This window comes from Streptomyces sp. NBC_01635, assembly GCF_045209715.1.
Lineage (GTDB): Bacteria > Actinomycetota > Actinomycetes > Streptomycetales > Streptomycetaceae > Streptomyces > Streptomyces hirsutus.
On record NZ_CP109277.1, the window covers coordinates 797,066 to 818,192 of the forward strand.

Below are 21,127 nucleotides of genomic sequence, written 5' to 3' on the forward strand. Positions count from 1 at the left end.
GGCCCGGACGCCGGCCCCCGGACACGCCGGAGGCCGGCGGGCGGCCCCACTCCGCCCGCCGGCCTCCCCTTGCGGGGCCGCACGTTCCGCGAGGAGGTCGGCACTCCCCAGTACCCGACCGCCACGCGGTCACGGGAACCGTGCGGTCCCGGTCTCAGAACGCGAGGACGCCCGAACCGTGGGCGTTCATCACGCACTCGTTGGCGAAGGTGTGCTCGTACGAGAGCCGCTGCCCCTGCCACACCCCGTCGACGGTGACGACGACCGGGTCGTACTGCTGGGTGCAGAACACGCCGTCTCTCACCGTGAGGGCCTGCAGATCACCGTCCGCCTCGGCCAGCTCCCCGCACGCCGCGGCCGCGGCCGGGTGGGTGCCGGAGGGGCCGGGGGCACAGGTCAGGGTGACCGCGCGCTCCGGTGTGACGGTCATGGCGCTCTCTCCGTGGCCCATGGTGAGCACCAGGGCCGACGGGGCGTAGAGCGCGGAGGGTGCGCCGCCCGGCGCGGCCGACGCGGCTCCGGACAGAGGTGCGCAGACGGCTGCGGCGGTCAGGCCGATGGTGGTGGCCCAGCGCGCGGTGTTCCGCATGGTGTGCATCCTTCCGCTCGTTTCGACGAATCGCCGGCCCGTGCTCGGTGGTGCCGAACCGGCGAGCGGGAGTCTGCCGAGTCCGCCGCGGAAACACACGTCGACCGGGCCGCTTTCGGTAACATTGCGTATTGAATCAGTGGCGTGAAGTCACGGAATGCGCGAGCGTGAACCCAGCAACCGCACGGGCGGTGCTGGTGCGAAGTGGCCAGATGGCCGAATTCCCGCTGTTACGCAATAGGCCTGAAACATTCCGTTTCCGTTCCCGACGGACCGTTCCGCGACGCCTTCTGTTCATGATTCAGTCGGCTGGACGAGGAGAGGCGGGGACGGCGTATGGCCGGGAACTGGGCGGACTTCCAGTACGAGATCTACCTGAACGGGATGACGGGTGCCGTGCCCCGGCTGCCCACGGACCTGACCCGGCTGGAGGAGCTGACCGAGCGGCGGCTCGGGCCGGGGCCGGTCGGTTATGTGGCGGGCAGCGCGGGCGACGGCAGTACCGCGCGCGCCAACCGGGCGGCTCTCGCCCGCCGCCGGATCGTGCCGCGCATGCTGCGGGACGTGCACGAGCGTGATCTGTCGGTGGAGGTGCTCGGCCGCGCGCTGCCGGCGCCGCTCGCGCTGGCGCCGGTCGGGGTGCTGTCGCTGATGCACCCGGACGCCGAGCCGGCCGCGGCGCGGGCCGCCGCGGCGCGGGGTGTGCCGTTCGTGCTGTCCTCCGCGTCCAGCACGCCGATGGAGCAGGTCGCGGAGGCGATGGGGGACGCGGAGCGCTGGTTCCAGCTGTACTGGCCGAAGGACCCCGAGGTCGCCCGGAGTTTCCTGGGCCGGGCCGGGGCCGCCGGGTTCACGGCTTTGGTGGTCACCCTGGACACCCCCCTGCTGTCCTGGCGGCCGCGCGACCTGGACCAGGCCTTTCTGCCGTTCCTGCACGGGGTGGGTACCGCCAACTACTTCTCGGACCCCGCGTTCCGGGCCGGTCTGGCCAAACCCGTGCACGAGGATCCGAACGCGGCGGTGATGCATTTCGTCGGCATGTTCTCCGACCCCGCCAAGACCTGGCCCGACCTCGCGTTCCTGCGGGAGAACTGGGACGGCCCGATCCTCCTCAAGGGTGTGCTGCACCCGGACGACGCCCGGCTCGCGGCCGATGCCGGGATGGACGGGGTGGTGGTGTCCAACCACGGCGGCCGTCAGGTGGCCGGGGCCGTCGCGGCGGCGGACGCGCTGCCCGGGGTGGTGGCCGCCGTCGGCGACCGGCTGACCGTGCTGTTCGACAGCGGTGTCCGCACCGGCGACGACGTCTTCAAGGCGCTCGCCCTCGGCGCGCGGGCCGTGCTCGTCGGACGGCCCTACGTCTACGGGCTCGGCCTCGACGGGCAGGCGGGGGTCGAGCACGTGATCCGCTGCCTGCTCGCCGAGCTGGACCTGACCCTCGCCCTGTCCGGGCATGCCACCCCGGCCACGATCGGGCCCGGCGACCTCGTGGAGGGCACCGGCTGACCCGGCCGGGCACCGCGCGCCGGGCCGGGGCGGCGGGCTCCCGCGCCCGCTCCCCGGCCCGGCGCGCGGTTCGTGTCATTGCCCCGGCGCGCCGTTCACGCAACCGGCCCGGCCTGCTCCGTGTGCCGTGCCGCCGGGGTGCGGGTGGGGCTGATCGACAGGGCCTTCTCCGCCGAGGCCACCGGCTCGGTCACCCAGCGCTGGTCCTCGGTCCGGTCCCGCACCCTGATGACGATGTCGGCGTTCGCATCGGGGGCGACCGGGGTGAGCGCCAGCCGTTCGTCCCAGCGGGGCAGCAACTCGCCCTGTCCGGTGAGGTCGTAGCGGACGTCGTCGGCGCGGTTCTCGCCGGCGTCGGCGCAGGTGGCGAGGACGACGACCCCGGCGTCCTTGTGCGCGTCCAGGCACAGGCCCGGGTCGGCCACGCTGCGCAGCAGTCCGTCCTCCTCGTAGGTCCACTGCTGACTCAGCCGCGAGGAGCAGCCCGTGAGCCGGGCGCCGGCGCCGTCCTGAGGCTCGCCCCGGGTGTCGAGGCACAGGTCGGAGGCGACGTTGCGCAGGAGGGCCGGCTGCGGACCCGTGGGCAGTCCGGCCACGCCCGGCGGGGACTCGGTCGGCACGACCCCCCGGCCGCCCGCCGCGCTGGTGGCGCCGGTCGGGTCGGTGCCGCTGCCGTCGGGTGAGGAGCCCCCGGCGATGAGCACGCTCACCAGCACGCCGGCCGAGACGGCGCCGAGGCCGGTGAGCAGGGTCCTGGTGGAGCGCACGGCATCCGGGAGTCCGAGGCCGGTGAGGAGGGCGGGAGCGGGGATCCGGGACAGCAGGCGATGCCGGCTGCCGCCCGACCCGTGTCCGCGGCGGGTGGTGCGGCCGCCGCGCGGGCCCGGGGTCGCCCGGCCGGGGCGCGAGTCGAGGTAGCGGCGGGCGCCCCAGCCGAGAACGGCCTCGGCGATGAGCGTGCCGAGCTCGCCCTCGAAATGGCTCAGCTGCTCGGCCGCGTTCCGGCAGTAGCGGCATTCCGCCAGGTGCTGCTGGACATCGGGGAGCAGGGTCCCGCCGCGGCGGATGGGGACGTCGAGGAGCCGGTTGTAGAACCGGCAGTCCTTCGTCGGCGCGAGTTCCTGATGGGCGTGGACACAGCCCTGGCGGAAGGTGTCACGCGCCTGTTGGAGCGTTCCCGAGGCGACGTCGGGATCGATGCCGAGGAGGCCGGCCGGGACGGATACGGGTTCGGCCTCGACCTCGACGTGCCAGAGCACGCAGCGGGCGAGGGCGGGCAGGGACCGGAACGAGCGCTGGGCGAGCGTGCGGTTCTCCGGCGTCATCGTCCTGGCCGCGCGCATGCCGCGTCCGCCGGCCGGTTTCAGCAGCTCCGGCAGGGCGCCGGCGGTCCGGTCGTCCGAGGCCCATTCCCGGACCGTGTCCCGTACGGCCACCAGCAGCACGGGGCGCAGGGCGACGGCCGGTTCGCCGAGGGCGACCCGGTTCAGTACGCGGTGCTGCGCCGCCGCGGTGACCATGGCGGCGGTCGGCCCCGACGAGGCGAGGCAGATGGTCGCGTAGTCGTGCACGGCCCGCCAGTGACGTGCCGTCAGCAGCGCGACGGAGTGGGTGGCTTCACCCTCCGGACTGCCTCGCAACCGTGCGGCGAGGGACTCGTCGGACTCCCCCGGGCCCCCTCCGGGAGGGGGATGAGGAGACCGGGAGGAATGAGGGGTGGGCACTGAGATGGTTCCTTCCCACACGCAGGTGACACAGAAGTTCTGGCGCCGAAAAGGGAAGTCCCACGTGGTCCATACCTCTTTGGCGGCGTTGCGCGGGAGGGCGCGAATTCACCGACGGTGAAAGCGGACCCGGTTCATCAACGCGCGTGCAACCCCGGATTTTACCCCCTCACGGGGGGCTCACTCTCGCACAACCGGCGCACGGCCAACAAGCACCGGGGAAACCTCCGCTCGTTGACAGGAAGTCAAAGGAAAAGCGTGCCCGGAGTCGCCCGCATCGGCTTTCCACCTGCGTTTTCCCGTGGTTCCCCGGTTCTCGCATTCCGGTGGTGGTGTCAGATCTGCCAGGAGCGGAGCCGGTCCGCGGCTCCGTAGACATCCGTCGTTCCGGACATCAGATCGCGGGCGAGGTCGACGATCGCGCCGTAGGGCGGGTCGATGCCGACGCCGCTGACGAACATGTACGCCACCGCCGTGGCGCAGGCGAAGCGGGCATTGGCCGACGGCAGGGGGCGGAGCAGGGCGAGAGTGTGCAGCAGGGCGGCGGCCCGCCAGGCCGCGTCCGAGTCCACGCCGAGACGGGGCGGGTCGACGCGGTGCCGGGCGACGGCGGCGACCAGCGCCGAGAAGTCGTTGACGGTGGGCTGGTCCGGGAGGACCTCCTCGTGCCGTTGGAGCAGCCAGGGCACGTCGATGTGCAGAACGGATGCCATCGGTCAGGCGGCCCGCCCCGTGTCCCCGGCCCGCGGTTCGTCGTCCGGGAAAGCGGCGGCGAATTCGTCGGCGTGCGAGGCGAAGAACCGGCGGAATGCCTCCGCGCCTTCCTGGAGTGCCCGGTGGCGGGCGATGTCGGCCGCGGCCGCCTCCCGCACCAGCGCCTTCATCGATGTACCGCGCTCCTTGGCGATCTGCCGCAGGTCCTCGAGTTCACGGTCACTGAACTCCACATTCAGAGCAGGCATGCCATCACGGTACCGCTCGGGTACTCGATCGTAAATACCGCCAGTTCAGAGCGGGTGTGCGGCGGTACCGAAAAGGGTGTGCCGGAGGTGTCGTCCCGTTCCTCGGGACGACACCTCCGGCACCGGTGCGGGCACTTTGGTCCGCTACCTCTGGTCGGCCACGAAGGAGGCCATGCGGGTCAGGGCCGCGTTCCAGTTGACGGTGTGCTCGTTGGTGGACCAGGATTGGATGTCGTCGATGAAGCAGAACTGGCCGACGCAGCCCTGGAGCATCGACTGGGCGTAGGGGTCCTGGATGCTCGAGTTGGGTCCGCCGGAGAGAGTCCCGGCGGGCGGGTTCGGCAGCGCCGGGTCGAGCTGGCGGGCGTACCAGCGGCTGTGCTGGTTCTGCGCGCTGACCTCGCCGTACCCGGTGACGTAGGAGATGTTCAGGGCGTTGCGGCCGAGGATGTAGTCCATGCTCTGCAGCGCGCCGTCCCGGTACTTCGCGGCGCCGGTGAGGTCGTAGGCGGTGGCGAGGACGACCGCGTTGTTGAGGACCTGGTGGCTGGAACCCCAGTCGTAGACGTTGCCGGCCGGCGCGTACGGCATGCCGTACGGGTGTGCCGTCAGCGTGGCCAGGTAGCGGTCGGCGCCCTTGGCGACGGAGCTGCGGACCTTGTCCCGGCCCGGGAGCCCGTTCGGCACCGTCGCGAGGTCGAGCCGGCCGGCCGCCGCGGTGCGCGACCAGTCGAAGCCGAGGGGGCCGAAGATGTCGGCGGTGTGCACCGGGGACTTCAGGACGTACTCCTCGAACCGCCGCTCCCCCGTGGTGAGATACAGCTCGGCCGCCGCCCAGTAGAACTCGTCGCTCACCTCGTCGTCCGGATAGGCGCCGCCGCCGACGCCGTCGTCCGGGCTCGCGTACTCCTCGGGATGGGCGAGCGCGGCCGTCCAGGCGGTGCGCGCGGCGGCCAGGGCCTCGGCCGCGAACTTCCCGTCGTAGGGCCGGTACAGACGGGCCGCCTGGGCGGCCGTGGCCGCGAGGTTCAGGGTGGCGGCGGTGCTCGGCGGGTGCAGTTCGCGCTTCTGCGGGTCGTCGCCGGGCAGCAGCGGCAGCCCGGTCCACTGCTCGTCGTGGATCTTGTGGTGGGCCATCCCGGCCAGCGGCTCTCCCCCGGGCACCTGCATCTTCAGCAGGAACTCCAGTTCCCAGCGGGCCTCGTCGAGGATGTCGGGCACCCCGTTGCCGCTCTCCGGGATGTTCAGCGTGCCGTCGCCCAGCTTGTCCGCCTGTCCGGTGCGGGCGTGCCGGGCGCGTTCGTAGGTGCTGAGCACCTCCCAGGTGCTGATGCCGCCGTTGACGACGTACTTGCCGTGGTCGCCGGCGTCGTACCAGCCGCCGGTGACGTCGAGGGTGTAGTCGCAGACGCCCGGCCGGCAGGGCACCCTGCCGTCGCCCTGGTTGGGTGCCGCGTCCACGTGTCCGGCCGGGCGGGCGTAGCCGGGGCGCAGGTCGTCGCGGATCTCGATGCCGCTGCGCTGGGTGTAGTAGTACTTCGCCGAGTCCAGCCGCAGCCGCTCGTAGGCGCCGGCGTCGATGTCGAAGGGCCGGCTGGTCTCGCCGTCCACGGCCAGGGTGTAGCCGGTGCCCCGCGCACGGTGGGCGCCGAAGTCGATGGAGTGGACGTTCTGCCCGGAGGAGTCATCCACGCCGCGCGGCACGGTCCTGCCCTGCCGGACGACCCTGCCGTCGGCGTCCTTCAGCTGCCAGGGCAGCCGTTCGGTCGCCCCGGTGACCAGAGTGGCGTTCTTCGGGCCGGCGGGGAGGTAGGCGACCTGGTTGACGCGGACCCGGGGGCCGGTGTCGGGCTCGTACGGCTCGGGCTCCACGCCGCCCAGCAGGGACACGTCGTCCACGCAGAAGCGCCAGGGGTCGGGGCTGCCGCCGAGCTGGAGGGCGACCTGGCCCCGCTCGGTGTCCGCAGGCGCCGTGAAGGTGTACGAGTACGTGTCACCGGAGACGCCGAGCTGCAGGGACACCTCGTAGTAGGCGTCGTACGGGGCCACCGACAGGCCGACGACCGCCCGGACCACGTGGCCCGCGGGTGCGCCGGTCGCGGTGAAGGAGAAGCGGTAGGACTCCCCCTTCACGAGGGTGATGTCGTTCTGGCCGAGGGCGGCGTCCCACCGGTTGGTGGTGCCGCCGGGGACGTCGGCGCACAGGCGGCCGTCGGACAGGCTCGTGGTGACACCGGCGGAGGCCCACCAGGGTTCGGTGGTGGTGTCGAAGGTGCCGTTGCGGACCTGCTCGACCTCGTCGGCTCCGGCCGGGGCGGCGGGCAGCGCGGTGAGCGCGGTCGCCAGCAGGCCGGTCAGGGACAGCAGCGCGGTTCTGCGTCTGTTCACGTCTGGGCTCCTCTGGTGGGAGGACACGGCGGCGACTACGAATGGGAGCGCTCCCATTCGTACGGGGACATCGTTGTGGCAGACGTGACGCTCCGTCAACAGGCGGGACGGGACTGGTGACGGACGCCGCCGGACGACGGACGTGTGCCGGCCACCTGCCGGACCGGCGCCGGACGCGCTCGAACGGGCACCGGGCGCTTGTCGGGGCGGGGACCGGGGACGGGGACCGGGGACGGGGTCCGGAACAGGCCTCCCCCGGTGATCGTCCCGGGCATCGCTCCCGTCCTTCGCGCCCCGCCCGTGCCCCTCCGCCTGGACGGGGTTCCGGTCCACACCCGCCTCGGACGCACTAGGGTGGAACTCTGGCGATCGACCAGTTCACGGTGAGTGTGCGCGATGGAGTGGCGACGATGAGGGCGGACGACCCGTTCGACGATCCGGTGACGGCTCGGGCCGTCATCGCCGCCGACGGCACCGTCACCCGGTGGAACAAGGCCGCTCAGCGGCTGCTGGGCCACCGGGCCGAGGACGTGGTCGGCCGCCCGGCGGCCCGCCTGCTCGCCGACGGGGCGCAGGCGCCCCGGCTGCCGGGCGACAGGCGTTGGAGCGGCACGCTCGCGCTCCGGCACCGGGACGGCGGCACCGTCACCGTGTGGCTGCTCGCCCACCGCGGCCGGCCGGAGGACGGTGAGGCCGACGACTGGCTGGCCGTCACCCCGCTGCGGTCCGGCGACACCGATCCGGTCGGTGATCCGCTGCTCTGGGCGGCCATGCTCCAGTCCCCGTGCGCCACCGTCGTCTTCGGCGAGGACCTGCGCCTGCGCGGTGCCAACGACGCGATGGCGGAGCTCCTCGGGCTGCCGGCCACCCATCTGCGCGGTCTGCAGCCCGGCGACATCGGCGGCCGGCACCGGGCCAGGGAGCTGGAGCAGCACATGCGCCAGGTACTGCGGACGGGCCGGGGCCACGACGTGCAGACGCGTCTGCGGGTCCGCGGAGAGAGCCACGAAGACGCCTGGCTGGCCCGTATCGCACCGCTCACCGACGACTCCGGCCGGATCGTCGGTGTCTGCGTGACGGCCCATGACTTCACCGAGCAGAACAGGGCGCGGGCACGGCTGCAGCTGGTCAACGAGGCCAGCATACGCATCGGCACCACCCTCGACGTCACCCGGACGGCGCAGGAACTGACAGAGGTCTGTGTTCCCGCGCTCGCCGACTTCGTCAGCGTCGACCTGCTCGAGCACGACCAGGGTGCCGACCCCACCGGTCCGCTCATTCTTCCGGTCTCGCTGCGCCGGCTCACCCATCGGTCCCGCACGGCGGGCAACCCCGAGTCGGTCACCGACCTGGGCGAGGTGGTCGTCTACCCGGCCGCCGCACCCCAGGCCGACTCCCTGGTCGCCGGCCACAGCGTCGTCGCCTCGGTCCCCTCCGGTGATCTCGATCCGTGGCTCGCGGTCGACGAAGCCCACGCCCGGCAGGTCCGGGAGTTCGGTGTCCACTCGATACTGTCCGTCCCCCTCCGGGCCCGCGGTGTCACCCTCGGCGTCGCGGCCTTCACCCGCTTCCGGCATCCCGAGCCCTTCACCCACGACGACGTACTGCTGGCCGAGGAGATCACCGCGCGTGCGGCCGTCTGCATCGACAACGCCCGCCGCTACTCCCGCGAACGCGAGACGACCCTCACCCTCCAGCGCAGTCTGCTCCCCCGCGGCCTGCCCCGGACCGCGGCGGTGGACGCCGCCTCCCGGTATCTGCCGGCCGCGCGCACCGGCGTGGGCGGCGACTGGTTCGATGTGATCCCGCTGTCCGGGATGCGGGTGGCCATGGTGGTGGGGGGCGTCGTCGGCCACGGCATCCAGGCGTCGGCGACGACGGGCCGGCTGCGTACGGCCGTCCGCACCCTCGCCGACATCGACCTGGCCCCGGAGGAACTGCTCACCCACCTCGACGACCTGGTCCTGCATCTCTCGCACGAGTCGGGCGGCGACGCCGGCCCCGGCGAGGTCGGTGCGACCTGCCTGTACGCGGTGTACGACCCGGTGTCACGGCGCTGCACCCTGTCGAGGGCGGGGCATCCGCCACCGGTCCTGGTTCCGCCGGACGGGTCGGTCCGCATACTGGACATGCCGTCCGGGCCTCCGCTGGGCCTGGGCGGGCTGCCCTTCGAGCCCGTGGAGCTGGAGCTGCCCGAGGGCAGTGTGCTGGGTTTCTACACGGACGGTCTTGTCGACGGCCGGGGAGGCGGAACGGACGCGGGCCTTCACCTGCTCTGCGACTCCCTGTCCCACGCGGCCGCCGGGGCGCTCGACGAGGCCTGCGACCGTGTTCTGCACGCCATGCTCCCTCCGGGTCGCGCCACGGACGACGTGGCGCTGCTGCTGACCCGTACCCGCGGGCTGCCGTCCTCCCGGGTGGCCACCTGGGACATCCCGGCCGACCCGGCGCTCGTCGCGCCGGTCCGCAAGCGGGTCCTCGACCAGCTGGGCGTGTGGGAGCTGACCGACATGTCGTTCACCGTCGAGCTGGTGGTGAGCGAGCTGGTCACCAACGCGATCCGTTACGGCGCGCCGCCGATCCGGCTCCGGCTGATCTGCGACGCGTCGACGCTGATCTGCGAGGTGTCCGACACCAGCCACACCGCCCCGCACCTGCGGCGTGCCAAGACCTGGGACGAGGGCGGCCGGGGGCTGCTCCTGGTCGCCCAGCTCACCCGGCGGTGGGGCAGCAGACACACCGCCGAGGGCAAGACCATCTGGGCCGAGCTGGGGCCGGCGGAGGACCTGTGAGCGTCCGGCCGGCCAGGTCCGCCTAGTCGTTCTCCTCGTCCTCGTCCCCTTCCCCGTTCTCGACGGGGCCCCAAGTGACGATCTTCACCTGGAGGTCGGGCTCCGAGGTGTCGATCGCCCAGCGCTGGACGTCCGTGTCGTCGCGGGCCTTGAGGACGAGAGCGCCCGAGCCGTCGGTCGCGGCGGGCGCCAGGCCCAGGTCCTGACCGGACCGGGGCACCAGGGTCCCCTGGACGGTGAAGTCGTAGCGGGCGCTGTCGGCGTCCTTCTGTGCCTCACCGGTGCACCGGGCCAGGCGCACCGAGTAGCCGAGGCGGGAGTCCAGGCACAGGTCCGGTGCCTCGGCGTTGCGCAGCAGCCCGTCGGTCTCGTACGTCCACTGCTGGACCTTGCCCGCCGAGCAGGCGGTGAGTTCGGTCTCGGCGCCCGCGACCGCCCGGCCGCCGACGACACCGACGCACAGACCGGAGGCGGTGTTGTGCAGCCGGCCGCGCAGGGCGCCCTTCGCCACTTCTCCGGAGCGGAACCACGACGGGTCGCCGGGCGGGCTGCTCACGGCGGCGCCGGAGGATCCGGAGGGGCGGTCGTCGCCCCGTGCGGCGGCGTTGTCGGAACCGCCCGTGGACCACAGCACCAGCGGAAGGACGACCAGTCCGCTGACGGTGAGGATGCCGGCGGCGAGGTTGCGCCGGCGCGTGGCCCGGCGGGCGGCCTTGCGGGCGGCACGGGACCCGGCACGGAGCACGGCACCGCGGGGACCGGTACGGGAGGCCGCGCGCCGTCGGGAGCGGGCGCCGGACCGGGAAGCCGTGCGCGCGGAGACGGCCGGGGTGGCGGTGACCGGGGCCGCCGCGGCCGGGGCGGTGCTCGCTATCGGGGGCGCCGGGGGGGCCGTGGGGAGGGTGGGCGCGGCGCGAGGCGCCTCGGTGGGGAAGGGCGGGGCCGGGGCCCCCGCGTCCGCGAACGACTCGCCCGCCACCACAGGGGGTTCGCTCGCGGGCACCGCGAACGGATCGCCCACCGTGTCCGGACCCCTGTCGGCAGGGCTGGAGAACACCGCGCCGATGACGCCTTCGGGTGACGGCCGCTCCCCGGCGGCCGACTCGTCGGTGGCGTCGGCCGCCCGTGCCCTGCTCTCCGTGTACTCCCGTGCGCTCCAGCCCAGGACCGCCTCGGCCAGGGCCGTACCGAGTCCACCGGTGAAACAGGCGAGTTGGTCCGCCGCGTGCCGGCAGTGGGTGCAGTTCTCCAGGTGGGTGCGCAGGTCCGGATCGGTTTCGGTGCCCGCGCGCCGATAGGCCACCTCCAGCAGGCGCAGATAGCTTCGGCACTCCCGGTCGGGGGCGAGTTCCCCGTGGAGCTGGAGGACTTCGTCGCGCAACCGCTCCTGGGCGCGGCGCAGTTCGAGGCGGGCGCCCTCCTCGTCCAGGGCGAGCAGCCCGGCGGGGACGCGGAGCGGTTCGGACTCGACCTCGGTGTGCCACAGCAGACAGCGCGCGGACTGCGGCAGTCGCTGGAACGCTCCTGACAGCAGGCGCCGTTCGGGCGGTGGCAGCAGCCGTGCGGCGGGCCGTCGGCCGTCGTCGGAGTCGGAGAGGGAAGCGGTGGTGGTGAGGCCGGGGTGGAGCATGTCGCGCCGGTGGTCGCCGTCCCATTCCGCGGCGATCCGGCGCACCGTGACGAGGAGTTGGGGACGCCATGCGGAACTCGGGCCGTTGCTCCGCAGGGTCTCGCCGAAGAGTCGGGTGAACGCGGCGGTGGTGAGCATCCCGGCGGAACGGGGGCCGTCGGTGCACAACCGGGCATAGCCGAAGACCGACTCCCAGTGCCGGTCGAGGAGTTCACCGGCGGGGTGCAGTGCCGGGGTGGCCCCCGTCCACTTCCGCAACTCGTCACCCAGTTGTTCGTCCGTCACGTCGAACGCGACGGCCGGGGCCGGGAAATTCGACAGGCCGGTTTCCTTCACGGATGCAATCCTCTCGGGGACGCCCGGGATAAAGTCCGAACCAGCGGACCCGGGGCTTCACCGACGATACAGCGGAAGCCCGTCCGTAGGAGATCCGGCATCTCGAACATCCGCTCGGAGCAGCTCTTTTGGAGCCTGGCGGCATGGTGGAGCGGCCTCGTGCACGTCAGGGCGAAAAGCATTGCCCGCGCGTGCCGGCAAGACCCACTTTTGCACAGGTCAACGACCTGGAACAAGAGACTCCACGGTTTCCCGCATTCCCCGGCCGAACACCTCTTTTTGACACTGTGTCAATGAGATTCGAACTGCTTAATTCACGCTCCCAATCATCCGATTCGACGTCCGGTGTCCGAAAAGGCGATGCGGACGCGCGCCGTGCGGCCCTCCGTTCCCGGGTACGCGTGTGCGGGTCTGCGTGTCCGGGGTGTACGGGGCGCACGGATCACTCGGCGCGGGTCGTGCTCACCCCGGCCGTACGAGGTCCAGGGCCCGCTCCCAGGGGAACTCGGTCCGGCCGCCGTCCGGCGCCGTCCCCCCGGCGTACGGGGCGCCGAAGCGGACGCCCATGGCGGCAAGCCGCTCCAGGCTGTCCCGGTAGGCGGGGTGGGCTGCCAGGGCGGTGCCGACACACGGCAGGACGGCGATCGGCACCCCGAGCCCCGCGGCCTCGCACAGGGTGCCCAGCGCGAGGGTGTCGGCGATTCCGGCCGCCCATTTGTTGACGGTGTTGAAAGTGGCGGGCGCGACCACCACCGCGTCGGGCTCGGGGAAGGGGCGCGGTTCGCCGGGGGTGCGCCAGGCCGACCTGATCGGCCTGCCGGTCTGTGCGCGGACCGCGACGGCATCGAAGAACCCGTTCATGGCGACGGGTGTCGCGATGACGCCGACCTCCCAGCCCCGCTCCTGCGCGGCGGTGATCAGCTTGCTGACGTCCGCGGCGACACCGGCGGCGCAGACGACGACGTAGAGGAAGGGCTTGGGGGACTGTTCGGTCACCCGGAAAGCCTACGACCCGGCCGACGGCCGCGGTACGAAGGCGCGGTGCACGGAGAGGCTGTCCTCGTGGACGTGGTGGCGGACGACCAGGCCGTCCCGCACGGTGAGCAGCAGGGCGAAGCGGGCACGGTAGGGGCGTCCGGTGGGCCGGGCGGTCTGCCGGATCTCACCGAACACCACCGCGTCGTCGCCGTCGACCAGGACGCGCTCGATCTCGGTGGCGGCCGCGTCGGGCACGTGGTGGGCGGCCAGCTCCCGGTAGTGGGCGGCGGCTTCGGCGCGGGTGGCCCGGTGGCGGATCCAGGGGGTCGCGGTGCTGCCGTGCTCGTCCTGTGGCCAGTCGAGCCGCCAGTCGCAGGGATCGGCGTACAGCTCGGCGATGCGGTCCGGGTCGCCGTGGCCGATCCGGCGCAGCAGTTCCTCCACGGTGGAGCGGGTGCCGGCGAACGGGGCGGTACCGGGCGGGCTGGTCCGGGTCGGGGCGGCCGGGGTCGGCGTGGGCTCGGTCATGACGGGGGCCTCCTGGGTCCGGGGTGGGTCGAGTTCAAAGGCTTCGGTCCGGGGAACGGTCATGACTGTGCCGTGGACACGCCGATGACGCCATGACGTCGGAAGTCATGTGCGGTCCGGTCGACACTGGTACGGAACGAGCTGATCCGCATGGCCCCACGGTCGTCCCGGAGACCCGGGCCGGCCACGGGCCGCGACAACGACGGGACGGATGGCATGCCTCTTCAGGGCGAGTACGAGCCCAGCCCCACGCAGTGGGTGCGCGACCAGGTGGAACTGTACGAGAGCTCCGGCGGCACCGAGGGGACGACCTTGCAGGGCAGGCCGGTGGTGCTGCTGACCACACGGGGAGCCAGGAGCGGCAAGCTGCGGAAGACCCCGCTGATGCGCGTCGAGCACGAGGGGCGCTACGCGGTGGTGGCCTCGCTGGGCGGAGCGCCCCGACACCCGGTCTGGTACCACAACCTCAAGGCCGATCCCCAGGTGGAACTGCGGGACGGACAGGTCCTGCAGGACATGACGGCCCGTGAGGTGACCGGGGAGGAGAAGGCGAAGTGGTGGGAGCGGGCCGTCGCGGCGTTCCCCCCGTACGCCGATTACCAGGAGAAGACGGACCGGGTGATCCCGGTCTTCGTACTGGAGCCGCGCGACTAGCTCTCTTCGGGACCAGGCCGGGGAGAGACCCGGCCTGATTTTCTTCGGTCCGGTGTGCATGACGCCCCGGCCGGCGGGCACCCGCCGTTCAGGCCCCGCCGCGTTCCCCCGTCGCGGCGGGGCTCACCCCTGCCGTCACGCCATGGGGGATTACCCCGCTCGGGCCCGGTCGGGCCGTGCGGAGGGCGGAAAACGGGGAACGTGGGGCACAGGAACTTTCCGAACGTCCGCACCGACCTGGGAGATCCACGTGGCGAAGAAGAAGAGCAAGAAGCTGCCCCTGGCGTACAAGCCCGTGGGGTTCGTGTTGGGCTGGACGAGCGGCACCGTGGCGGGGCTCGCGTTCCAGAAGACCTGGAAGCTGATCCGGCACGAGGACGACGCCCCCGACGCACTGGACCGGGACCGCCGGTGGGGCGAGATCCTGCTGGCCGCGGCGATCCAGGGCGCCATCTTCGCGGTGGTGCGCAGTGCCGTGAACCGCGCGGGCGCCAAGGCCATCGAACGCTCGACGGGCTCCTGGCCCGCCCACGAGAAGGGAAGCGCCTGACCAGGCCCCTCTCCCCCACCGCACGAAGCTCCCGGCGCCCCTGCGCGCCGGGGCGCGGCCCTCAGGAGTCCCGGCCGGCCCCCGCCGGGCCCGGCCGCTCGGCGCGCGTCAGCCCAGCTTCGGCGCCACCGGGACATCGCAGCGCACGGTGAAGGAGTGCCCGGCCGGGTCGGCGTAGCCGCGTTCCTCCAGGGGGCCCGTGGCGTCCTTCGTCTCCACCGGGCGGCCGCCGAGACCCACGATCAGACGTTCCACGGCGTCCAGGTCGTCGACCACGAACTCCAGGTGCGCCTGGAGCGAGTTCTCGGGGCGCGGCCAGCTCGGCGCGGTGGCGTTGGTGTCACGGCGCAGCGCCAGCCGGAAGCCGTCGGCGGCCCGGATCTCCACCCGGTTGGCCTGGGCGTCCACCACCTCCGCCGCCAGCAGCTCGCGGTAGAACTCGGCGAGTTTCTCGGGTTCGGCGCAGTCGAGCACCACCACTCCCGCAGGCACGGTCGGCATGTCTCCTCCACAGGGTCCGGGGTCCGTCCACGGGCCGGGGCCGCTCCCCTGCCCGCACTGGGCACCTGTCCCGGTTCCGCGGATTCAATCAGCGTCAAGTCCAATGACTCCTGGGGCATTTGGGAGCACAGACACCTCAAGTGACTTGTGCAGTAACGGATATCACGAGGGCCACCCGGTGTAGATCATCTAGGATCTGGGCAGCCTGGTTCCGTTTACTGGTTCAACTTCCGTGCGTTAAAGCCGAGTTCGAGTGTGCGGGCCGTCTCCGCGACGGCCCGCCCGCAGGGCGGGGGGACTCTGCGTTTCGTCTCCCGAAAGGAAGCACATGTCTCAGGACGTCCGGTTCGACCTTCCCTTCAACACCCCGGTCAGCGAGCATCTGGAGTACGCGCGGGCGCGTCATCTGCGCTGGGTGTGGGACATGGGACTGGTGCGCAGCCGGGCCGGGTTCGACGAGTACCGCTCCTGGGACCTGCCCCAGGCCGCTGCCCGCACCTACCCGTACGCCTCGGCCGAGGACATGGTCGTCCTGATGAACTGGTTCTCACTGGCGTTCCTGTTCGACGACCAGTTCGACGCCGGCCGGCCGGACCGGGCGGACGTGATAGCCGACGTGGCGCGGGAACTCATCGTCACCCCGCTGCGGCCGGCGGGGAGCACACCCCGGGTGATCTGCCCGATCACGCTGGCCTGGGCGCAGGTCTGGGAGCGCCTCTCGGATGGCATGTCCCTGACCTGGCAGACCCGGTTCGCCGCCTCCTGGGGCCGGTTCCTGGTGGCCCACTGCGAGGAGGTCGACCTGGCGGCCCGCGGGCTGACCGGAACGCTCGGCCTCGACGAGTACGCCGTGTTCCGGCGCCGTACCGTCGGTATCCACCACAGCATCGACGCCGGTGAGCGCAGCCGCGGCTTCGAGGTGCCGGCGCGGGCGATGGCCCATCCCCTGATGGAGCGGATGCGTGATCTGGCCGCGGACACCATCGGATTCATGAACGACATCCACTCCTTCGAGCGGGAGCGGCGCCGCGGCGACGGCCACAACCTGATCGCCGTGCTGCACCGGGAGCGCGGCTGCTCGTGGGAGGAGGCCGCGGCCGAGGCGTACCGCATGACGACTGCCTGCCTGGACGAGTACCTGGAGCTCGAGGCGCGGGTGCCCCGCATGTGCGACGAGCTCGCGCTCGACGCGGACGAGCGCAAGCGGGTGGACAAGGGTGTACAGGCCATCCAGCACTGGATCGAGGGCAACTACGAGTGGGCCCTGACCAGCGGCCGGTACTCGACGTCGAAGGAGGGCGAGGTGGCCACGGCTGAGCAGGCGGGCCGCGGCTCGGTCGACGATCTGCTGACCGTGTGAGACGTCCGTGCTGCCCCGCCCCGTGGCGGGGCGGGGCAGCACGGACGGTCACGGAGGCCGGCGCGGCAGCCGGTCGCAGCGGCCGTGGCGGCGGCGCCCGGTGGTCAGGTGCTGAACTCGACCGGCAGGCGGTCCAGTCTGGTCTCCCAGGTGGAGGCGGTCGAGGACAGTTCGTCCGGCGGCACCGCCAGGCGCAGGTCCCGCAGCCGGTGCAGCAGGACGTCCACGGCGATCTCGATGACGGCCTGGCCGATGTTCTGGCCGGGGCATTCGTGCGGTCCTCCGCTGAACGCCAGATGCGACTGGTTGCCCTGTACGGACACCCCGGAGTCCGGGCGGATCTCCGGGTCCCGGTTGCCCGCCGCGAGGCCCAGGACCAGCAGATCGCCCTCCTGGACCCGGTGACCGCCGATCTCCAGGTCGCTGGTGGCGAACCGGCCGGGCAGCACCGCGAGCGGCGGGCTGTTCCACATGATCTCCTCGACGACCGCGGAGATGTTCAGCCGGCCGCTGATCAGCCCGGACAGCCTCGCGGTGTCGGTGAGGACCAGCTGGAGCACCCGGGCGAGCAGGTTGCTGGTGGTGGTGTGGCCGGCGATCAGCACCAGGCGCAGATGACTGACCACCTCCTCCTCGTCGAGCCGGGCGGGGTGCGCCAGCAGGGCGGTGGTGAGGTCGCTGCCGGGTTCGGACCGCTTGCGGACGACGAGCGCGCCGAGGATCTCCTGGATGCGGCTGTCGTGCGCGACCGCGTCCTCACCGCCCTTGAGGACCTGGGCGCACGACTCGACCAGGTCGCGTCCCTCGGCCTCGGGCAGCCCCAGGACGCGGGTGATCACCAGCATCGGCAGGTACTCGGCGTACTCGCTCACCAGGTCGGCGCGGCCGGTGTCCGCGAAGCCGTCGATCTCCTTGTTCGCGAAGTGCGTGGCGTGCCGGCGGATGCCCCGGCCGGCCGCGGCCTGGAGTCCGTCGGTGACGGCTCCGCGCAGCCTCCGGTGCGGCTCGCCGTCCTGGGAGACGCAGTCGGGGCGCCAGCCGAGCATCGGGACCAGCGGCGAGGTGTCCGCGACCCGTCCTTCGCGCTGGTCGCGCCAGGTCCGGGCGTCCCGGGTGAACTGGCGGGGGTTGTCGAGCACCCGCCGGATGTCCCGGTAGCCCAGCACCAGCCAGGCCGGTACGTCGCCCTCCAGGAGCACCGGCGCCACCGGCCCGTGCTCCTTGCGCAGCCGTTCCTGGACACCGGCCGGGTCGGTGCCCAGGTCCGGCCCGTACAGCCGGGCCAGGTCCGCGCCGTGGTGGGCGACGGGGCAGCCGCGGGCGGCGCCGGGAGCGTTCCCGGCCGGGTCGTTCATCGGGACTCCACGGCCGCGGCCGAGCGGTCCCGCAGGTGGTGGATGAGGGTGACGAGCACGTCGCGGCTGGCGGACCGGTCGCGGGCGTCGAAGGCGACGACCGGGATGTGCCCGGGGATGTCCAGGGCGTCCCGGATCTCGTCCACCGGATAGTCCTTGGAGTCGGGGAAGACGTTGAGGGCGATGACGAAGGGCACGTTCTGCCGTTCCATCTCCTCGATCGCCCGGAAACTGGAGGCCAGTCGCCGGGTGTCGACCAGGACGACCGCGCCGAGCGCCCCTTTGAACAGCCCGTTCCACAGGAACCAGAACCGCTCCTGGCCGGGTGTGCCGAACAGGTACAGCACCAGGCTGTCGTTGATGCCGATCTTGCCGAAGTCCAGGCTGACGGTGGTCTCCGTCTTGTCGGCGACGCCGATGAGCCGGTCGACGTCGGCGCTGGCCTGGGTGAGGGTCTCCTCGGTGGTGAGCGGCTTGATGTCGCTGACCGACCGGACCATCGTGGTCTTTCCGGTACCGAAGCCGCCGGCGATCATCACCTTCACCGAGCGGGTGTCCCCGGCCGTATGCCGACCGGCCTGGTCAAAGCCTTTCAAGTCCACTGAGTACCTCCTCAAGGAGCGCGAGGTCGGGCCCGCGGCCGGCGTCGTGGGCCGGAATGGGGTCACGGGCTTCGACGCGGCCTCCGTCCAGCAGGTCCGACAGCAGTACGGCGAGAATGTTGAACGGCAGCCCGAGGTGGGCGCCGAGTTCGGCCACCGAGAGCGGTTCACGGCAGCGGCGGATGATCTCCTCGTGCTCGTGCTGCATCCCCGGGACGGGGTCCGAGCAGGAGACGACGAGGGTCGCCACGTCGAGACTCGACGCCGAACCGCCCGGTCCGCTGCGCCCTCCGGTGAGGACGTAGTAGCGCTCGAGACCGGACGGGTCCGACGGCCGGCGGGGAGCACTCATCCAGAGTGCTCCTCCTGGCGCACAGTGGTGCCGAGCAGCTCACCCATTCTGCGGGCGAGGTCCCTCATCTGGTGCCCGAGCAGGCCCTGGTCCAGGCCCTCGCGGGCGAGGACGCCGAGGTAGGTCTCCACGCCCGCCCTGACCACGAAGAGGTGACCGCCGTCGACCTCGATCATCGCCAGCCGAAGTTGCCCCGCGTAGGCGGGGAACTGCTCGGCGACCGGCTGGGCCAGTGCCTGCAGCCCGGCGACCACGGCCGCGAAGCGGTCCACGTCGTCGGGGTCCTCCGCCCCGAAGGAGGTGATGGCCTTGCCGTCGCTGGAGGCCACAAGGGCGAAGCGGATCTCCTGGATGCTCTCGACGAGATCGCGGAGCGCCCAGCTCACATCGTTTCCCTGGTGTGTCATGGGGTGTGGTCGCTCTCCTCGGTGCGGTGCTTCGTGTACTCACGTCCTGCGGGGGTGTCACCGGCGGCCGCCCCGGGCGCCGCGCCGGTGTCGCGTTCTGCGGATTCGCGTGCGCCCACGTCACGCCCCGCGATGTCGCGGCCGGCGGTGGCGAAGGCGGCGAGTCCGGTGAAGGACGCGTCCGGTGGTACGGCGGTGACGGTGCTCCGTCCGCCGCGCTCGGGCCGTCCGGTCTGCCGCGGCTCCGCCTCGGCCCGCCTGCTGCTGCGGCGCCGGGGCAGCCCGCCGGGCGTGGTGTCCAACGCCCCGGCGGACCCGGGGAACGTGTCGGAGCCGGGTGCCTCGGCGGAGTCGGCCGGCCACAGGTCGGCCTCCCCGTCGTCGGTGACCGCGGTCCACGGCAGGACGGGCGTCGCGGCAGGAGCCCCCGCGGGGGCGGCCGCGGCCTCGGTGGCCGTGGGCAGCGGGCTGAAGTACTTGTGCGGCACGACGACCACCACCGAGGTACCGAGCCAGGGCGAGTCGGCGAAGGTGACGCGGATGCCGTAGCGGCGGGCGAGGACGCCGACGACCCGCAGCCCGATGTTCGCGTCCTCGGTGATGCCGCCGATGCCCGCGCCGGGCGCGGTGCCCGCGAGGGCGTGCTCGGCCTCGCGCTTCTTCTCCTCGCTCAGGCCCTTGCCGGAGTCCTGGATCTCGATGCCGACGCCGTTCGGGACCTCCTTGCCGGAGACCACCACGGGCTCGGTGGGCGGTGAGTAGCGCGCCGCGTTGTCCAGCAGGTGGGCGAAGATCAGGGTGAGGTGGTCCACCAGCCCGCCGTCGACGCCGAGTTCGGGCAGCCGGCGCAGCTGGACGCGGTGGAAGTCCTTGATCCGGCCGATGCCGCCGCGCATCACACTCAGCAGCCGCTGCGGCTCCTGCCACTGTCTGCCCGGCCGGTCCGAACCGCCGAGGACGCCGACGCTGGCGGCGAGACAGTCGGCGGGGCCGATCTCCTGGTCGAGTTCCATCAGGCCCCGGGCGACGGCCGGGAGGCGGCCGTGCTCCCCCTGCATCTCGTGCAGCCGGCCGCGGAGTTTGCTGGTCAGCACGTGGATGCGGTTGCCGATGCTGATGACGGCCTGTTCGGCGGAGGTGGAGCGGTCGAACTCCTCCTCGAGCGCCATCAGGGAGATCCGCAGTATCTTGCGCAGTTCCGCCTGGAGTTCGGCGCCGGCCTCGGCGCACCGGTGGACGCTCGGCAGCAGGTCGTCGATGGCGTCACCGGCACGCAGGCGCTCGATCGCCTCGGGCAGCTGCTCGTCGGCGAGCCGGGCCACCGCGGCGAGCTGAAGCGCCAGCCGCTCCTCCAGGGCTTCGCTCTGCTCGGCGATCCGGGCCTCGTGGCGCTCGGTCAGTCCGGCCAGTCGCGCTTCGAAGTCCTTTGCCTGTTCGGCGAGTTGACTCTCGTGTGTGATGCTCCGCTCGGTGAGGAGCCGTTCGTGCGCGGCGTTCCGCTCGGCGAACCGCTCCTCCTGGGCGGTGCGCTCGGCGGCGAAGTCCCGCTCCAGGCCCGCCGCCTGCTCCCGCCATTGCAGTGCCTTCCGCGACTGCTCGACCTGTGCGGCACGGAGGGCTTCCTCGGCCCGGAACAGCCGGGTACGGGTACGGAGCAGCAGTCGTACGCACCACGCGCCGGCCATGGTGGCGGCGGCGCCGGCGACGGCGGCCGTTATGCGCTCCGAACTCATGAACGTGGCGGTGATCGTCCCGCCGCCCAGGCCCAGCGGCATCAGCCACCAGCTGTACCAGGCGGCAGGGGGCCGCGCCGCCGGTGGCAAAGTGGCGAGTTCCATCTGCATCCTTCGAAGCAACACGATCAGACATGGGGGTGTGCAAGGGGACCGCACTCATGGGTACGTATCGCGAAC

General features: G+C 72.3%; 19 protein-coding genes. 5 read left to right on the forward strand and 14 right to left on the reverse strand.

The features are described 5' to 3' along the window. Positions 1 to 154: 154 nt before the first annotated feature. Complete coding sequence (locus tag OHB56_RS03985) at positions 155 to 589, reverse strand: subtilase-type protease inhibitor (RefSeq protein ID WP_326756502.1); 435 nt, start codon at positions 587 to 589, stop codon at positions 155 to 157. A 336-nt stretch (positions 590 to 925) separates the two neighbouring features. Here OHB56_RS03985 and OHB56_RS03990 point away from each other — a divergent pair, with 336 nt between their 5' ends. Beyond that, positions 926 to 2,095, forward strand: coding sequence for an alpha-hydroxy-acid oxidizing protein (locus OHB56_RS03990; protein ID WP_406351627.1), 1,170 nt, complete (start codon positions 926 to 928; stop codon positions 2,093 to 2,095). A 95-nt stretch (positions 2,096 to 2,190) separates the two neighbouring features. Here the strand turns inward: OHB56_RS03990 and OHB56_RS03995 are convergent, their stop codons facing one another. The 4 genes from OHB56_RS03995 to OHB56_RS04010 all read right to left on the reverse strand — a co-directional run bounded on the left by OHB56_RS03995 (position 2,191) and on the right by OHB56_RS04010 (position 7,169). Next, positions 2,191 to 3,819 (reverse strand): RICIN domain-containing protein, encoded by a 1,629-nt coding sequence (locus OHB56_RS03995; RefSeq protein ID WP_406351629.1) that lies wholly within the window; start codon positions 3,817 to 3,819, stop codon positions 2,191 to 2,193. Positions 3,820 to 4,154: 335 nt separating this feature from the next. Next, positions 4,155 to 4,532 carry a hypothetical protein gene (locus OHB56_RS04000; RefSeq protein WP_055595341.1) on the reverse strand — a complete coding sequence of 126 codons (378 nt, stop codon included), beginning with the start codon at positions 4,530 to 4,532 and terminating at the stop codon, positions 4,155 to 4,157. Positions 4,533 to 4,535: 3 nt separating this feature from the next. After that, positions 4,536 to 4,781: a hypothetical protein gene (locus tag OHB56_RS04005; protein ID WP_326756499.1), complete on the reverse strand. Its 246-nt coding sequence runs from the start codon at positions 4,779 to 4,781 to the stop codon at positions 4,536 to 4,538. Positions 4,782 to 4,925: 144 nt separating this feature from the next. Beyond that, complete coding sequence (locus tag OHB56_RS04010; RefSeq protein ID WP_406351631.1) at positions 4,926 to 7,169, reverse strand: glycoside hydrolase family 9 protein; 2,244 nt, start codon at positions 7,167 to 7,169, stop codon at positions 4,926 to 4,928. 410 nt (positions 7,170 to 7,579) lie between these two features. Here OHB56_RS04010 and OHB56_RS04015 point away from each other — a divergent pair, with 410 nt between their 5' ends. Then, a complete protein-coding gene (locus tag OHB56_RS04015) occupies positions 7,580 to 9,961 on the forward strand; it encodes a SpoIIE family protein phosphatase (RefSeq protein WP_326756497.1) in 2,382 nt (793 codons plus the stop codon). 22 nt (positions 9,962 to 9,983) lie between these two features. Here the strand turns inward: OHB56_RS04015 and OHB56_RS04020 are convergent, their stop codons facing one another. From OHB56_RS04020 to OHB56_RS04030, 3 genes are all read right to left on the reverse strand, one after another. Then, positions 9,984 to 11,927, reverse strand: a complete 1,944-nt coding sequence (locus OHB56_RS04020; RefSeq protein WP_406351633.1) for a ricin-type beta-trefoil lectin domain protein — start codon at positions 11,925 to 11,927, stop codon at positions 9,984 to 9,986. Between the two features lie 462 nt (positions 11,928 to 12,389). Continuing rightward, on the reverse strand, positions 12,390 to 12,923 hold the full coding sequence (locus OHB56_RS04025) for a flavoprotein (protein WP_406351635.1): 534 nt from the start codon (positions 12,921 to 12,923) through the stop codon (positions 12,390 to 12,392). A 9-nt stretch (positions 12,924 to 12,932) separates the two neighbouring features. Continuing rightward, positions 12,933 to 13,433, reverse strand: a complete 501-nt coding sequence (locus OHB56_RS04030) for a nuclear transport factor 2 family protein (protein WP_406351637.1) — start codon at positions 13,431 to 13,433, stop codon at positions 12,933 to 12,935. Between the two features lie 216 nt (positions 13,434 to 13,649). Here OHB56_RS04030 and OHB56_RS04035 point away from each other — a divergent pair, with 216 nt between their 5' ends. Both OHB56_RS04035 and OHB56_RS04040 read left to right on the forward strand, forming a co-directional pair. Beyond that, entirely contained in the window at positions 13,650 to 14,087 is a 438-nt protein-coding gene (locus OHB56_RS04035) for a nitroreductase family deazaflavin-dependent oxidoreductase (RefSeq protein ID WP_055627539.1), read from the forward strand. Between the two features lie 250 nt (positions 14,088 to 14,337). Beyond that, positions 14,338 to 14,637 carry a DUF4235 domain-containing protein gene (locus tag OHB56_RS04040; protein ID WP_326756493.1) on the forward strand — a complete coding sequence of 100 codons (300 nt, stop codon included), beginning with the start codon at positions 14,338 to 14,340 and terminating at the stop codon, positions 14,635 to 14,637. Positions 14,638 to 14,745: 108 nt separating this feature from the next. On the opposite strand, the gene OHB56_RS04045 is transcribed toward OHB56_RS04040, so the two are convergent. Next, positions 14,746 to 15,138: a VOC family protein gene (locus OHB56_RS04045; RefSeq protein ID WP_055594353.1), complete on the reverse strand. Its 393-nt coding sequence runs from the start codon at positions 15,136 to 15,138 to the stop codon at positions 14,746 to 14,748. 328 nt (positions 15,139 to 15,466) lie between these two features. Here OHB56_RS04045 and OHB56_RS04050 point away from each other — a divergent pair, with 328 nt between their 5' ends. Further along, the gene (locus tag OHB56_RS04050; protein WP_326756492.1) at positions 15,467 to 16,498 is read left to right on the forward strand and encodes a 7-epi-alpha-eudesmol synthase; all 1,032 of its coding nucleotides are present in this window, start codon (positions 15,467 to 15,469) and stop codon (positions 16,496 to 16,498) included. A 104-nt stretch (positions 16,499 to 16,602) separates the two neighbouring features. Here OHB56_RS04050 and OHB56_RS04055 read toward each other — a convergent pair whose 3' ends face one another. The 5 genes from OHB56_RS04055 to OHB56_RS04075 are packed head-to-tail and all read right to left on the reverse strand — an operon-like array spanning position 16,603 to position 21,052. After that, entirely contained in the window at positions 16,603 to 17,853 is a 1,251-nt protein-coding gene (locus OHB56_RS04055) for a cytochrome P450 (protein WP_326756491.1), read from the reverse strand. Next, positions 17,850 to 18,455, reverse strand: a complete 606-nt coding sequence (locus OHB56_RS04060) for an ATP/GTP-binding protein (RefSeq protein WP_055594350.1) — start codon at positions 18,453 to 18,455, stop codon at positions 17,850 to 17,852. The genes OHB56_RS04055 and OHB56_RS04060 overlap by 4 nt, the downstream gene beginning before the upstream one ends. Continuing rightward, the gene (locus tag OHB56_RS04065; RefSeq protein ID WP_406351641.1) at positions 18,436 to 18,807 is read right to left on the reverse strand and encodes a DUF742 domain-containing protein; all 372 of its coding nucleotides are present in this window, start codon (positions 18,805 to 18,807) and stop codon (positions 18,436 to 18,438) included. The genes OHB56_RS04060 and OHB56_RS04065 overlap by 20 nt, the downstream gene beginning before the upstream one ends. Beyond that, positions 18,804 to 19,214, reverse strand: a complete 411-nt coding sequence (locus OHB56_RS04070; protein WP_055594348.1) for a roadblock/LC7 domain-containing protein — start codon at positions 19,212 to 19,214, stop codon at positions 18,804 to 18,806. Before OHB56_RS04070 ends, OHB56_RS04065 begins: the two co-directional genes overlap by 4 nt. Then, positions 19,211 to 21,052, reverse strand: a complete 1,842-nt coding sequence (locus tag OHB56_RS04075; protein WP_406351643.1) for an ATP-binding protein — start codon at positions 21,050 to 21,052, stop codon at positions 19,211 to 19,213. The genes OHB56_RS04070 and OHB56_RS04075 overlap by 4 nt, the downstream gene beginning before the upstream one ends. Between the last annotated feature and the right edge of the window lie 75 nt (positions 21,053 to 21,127).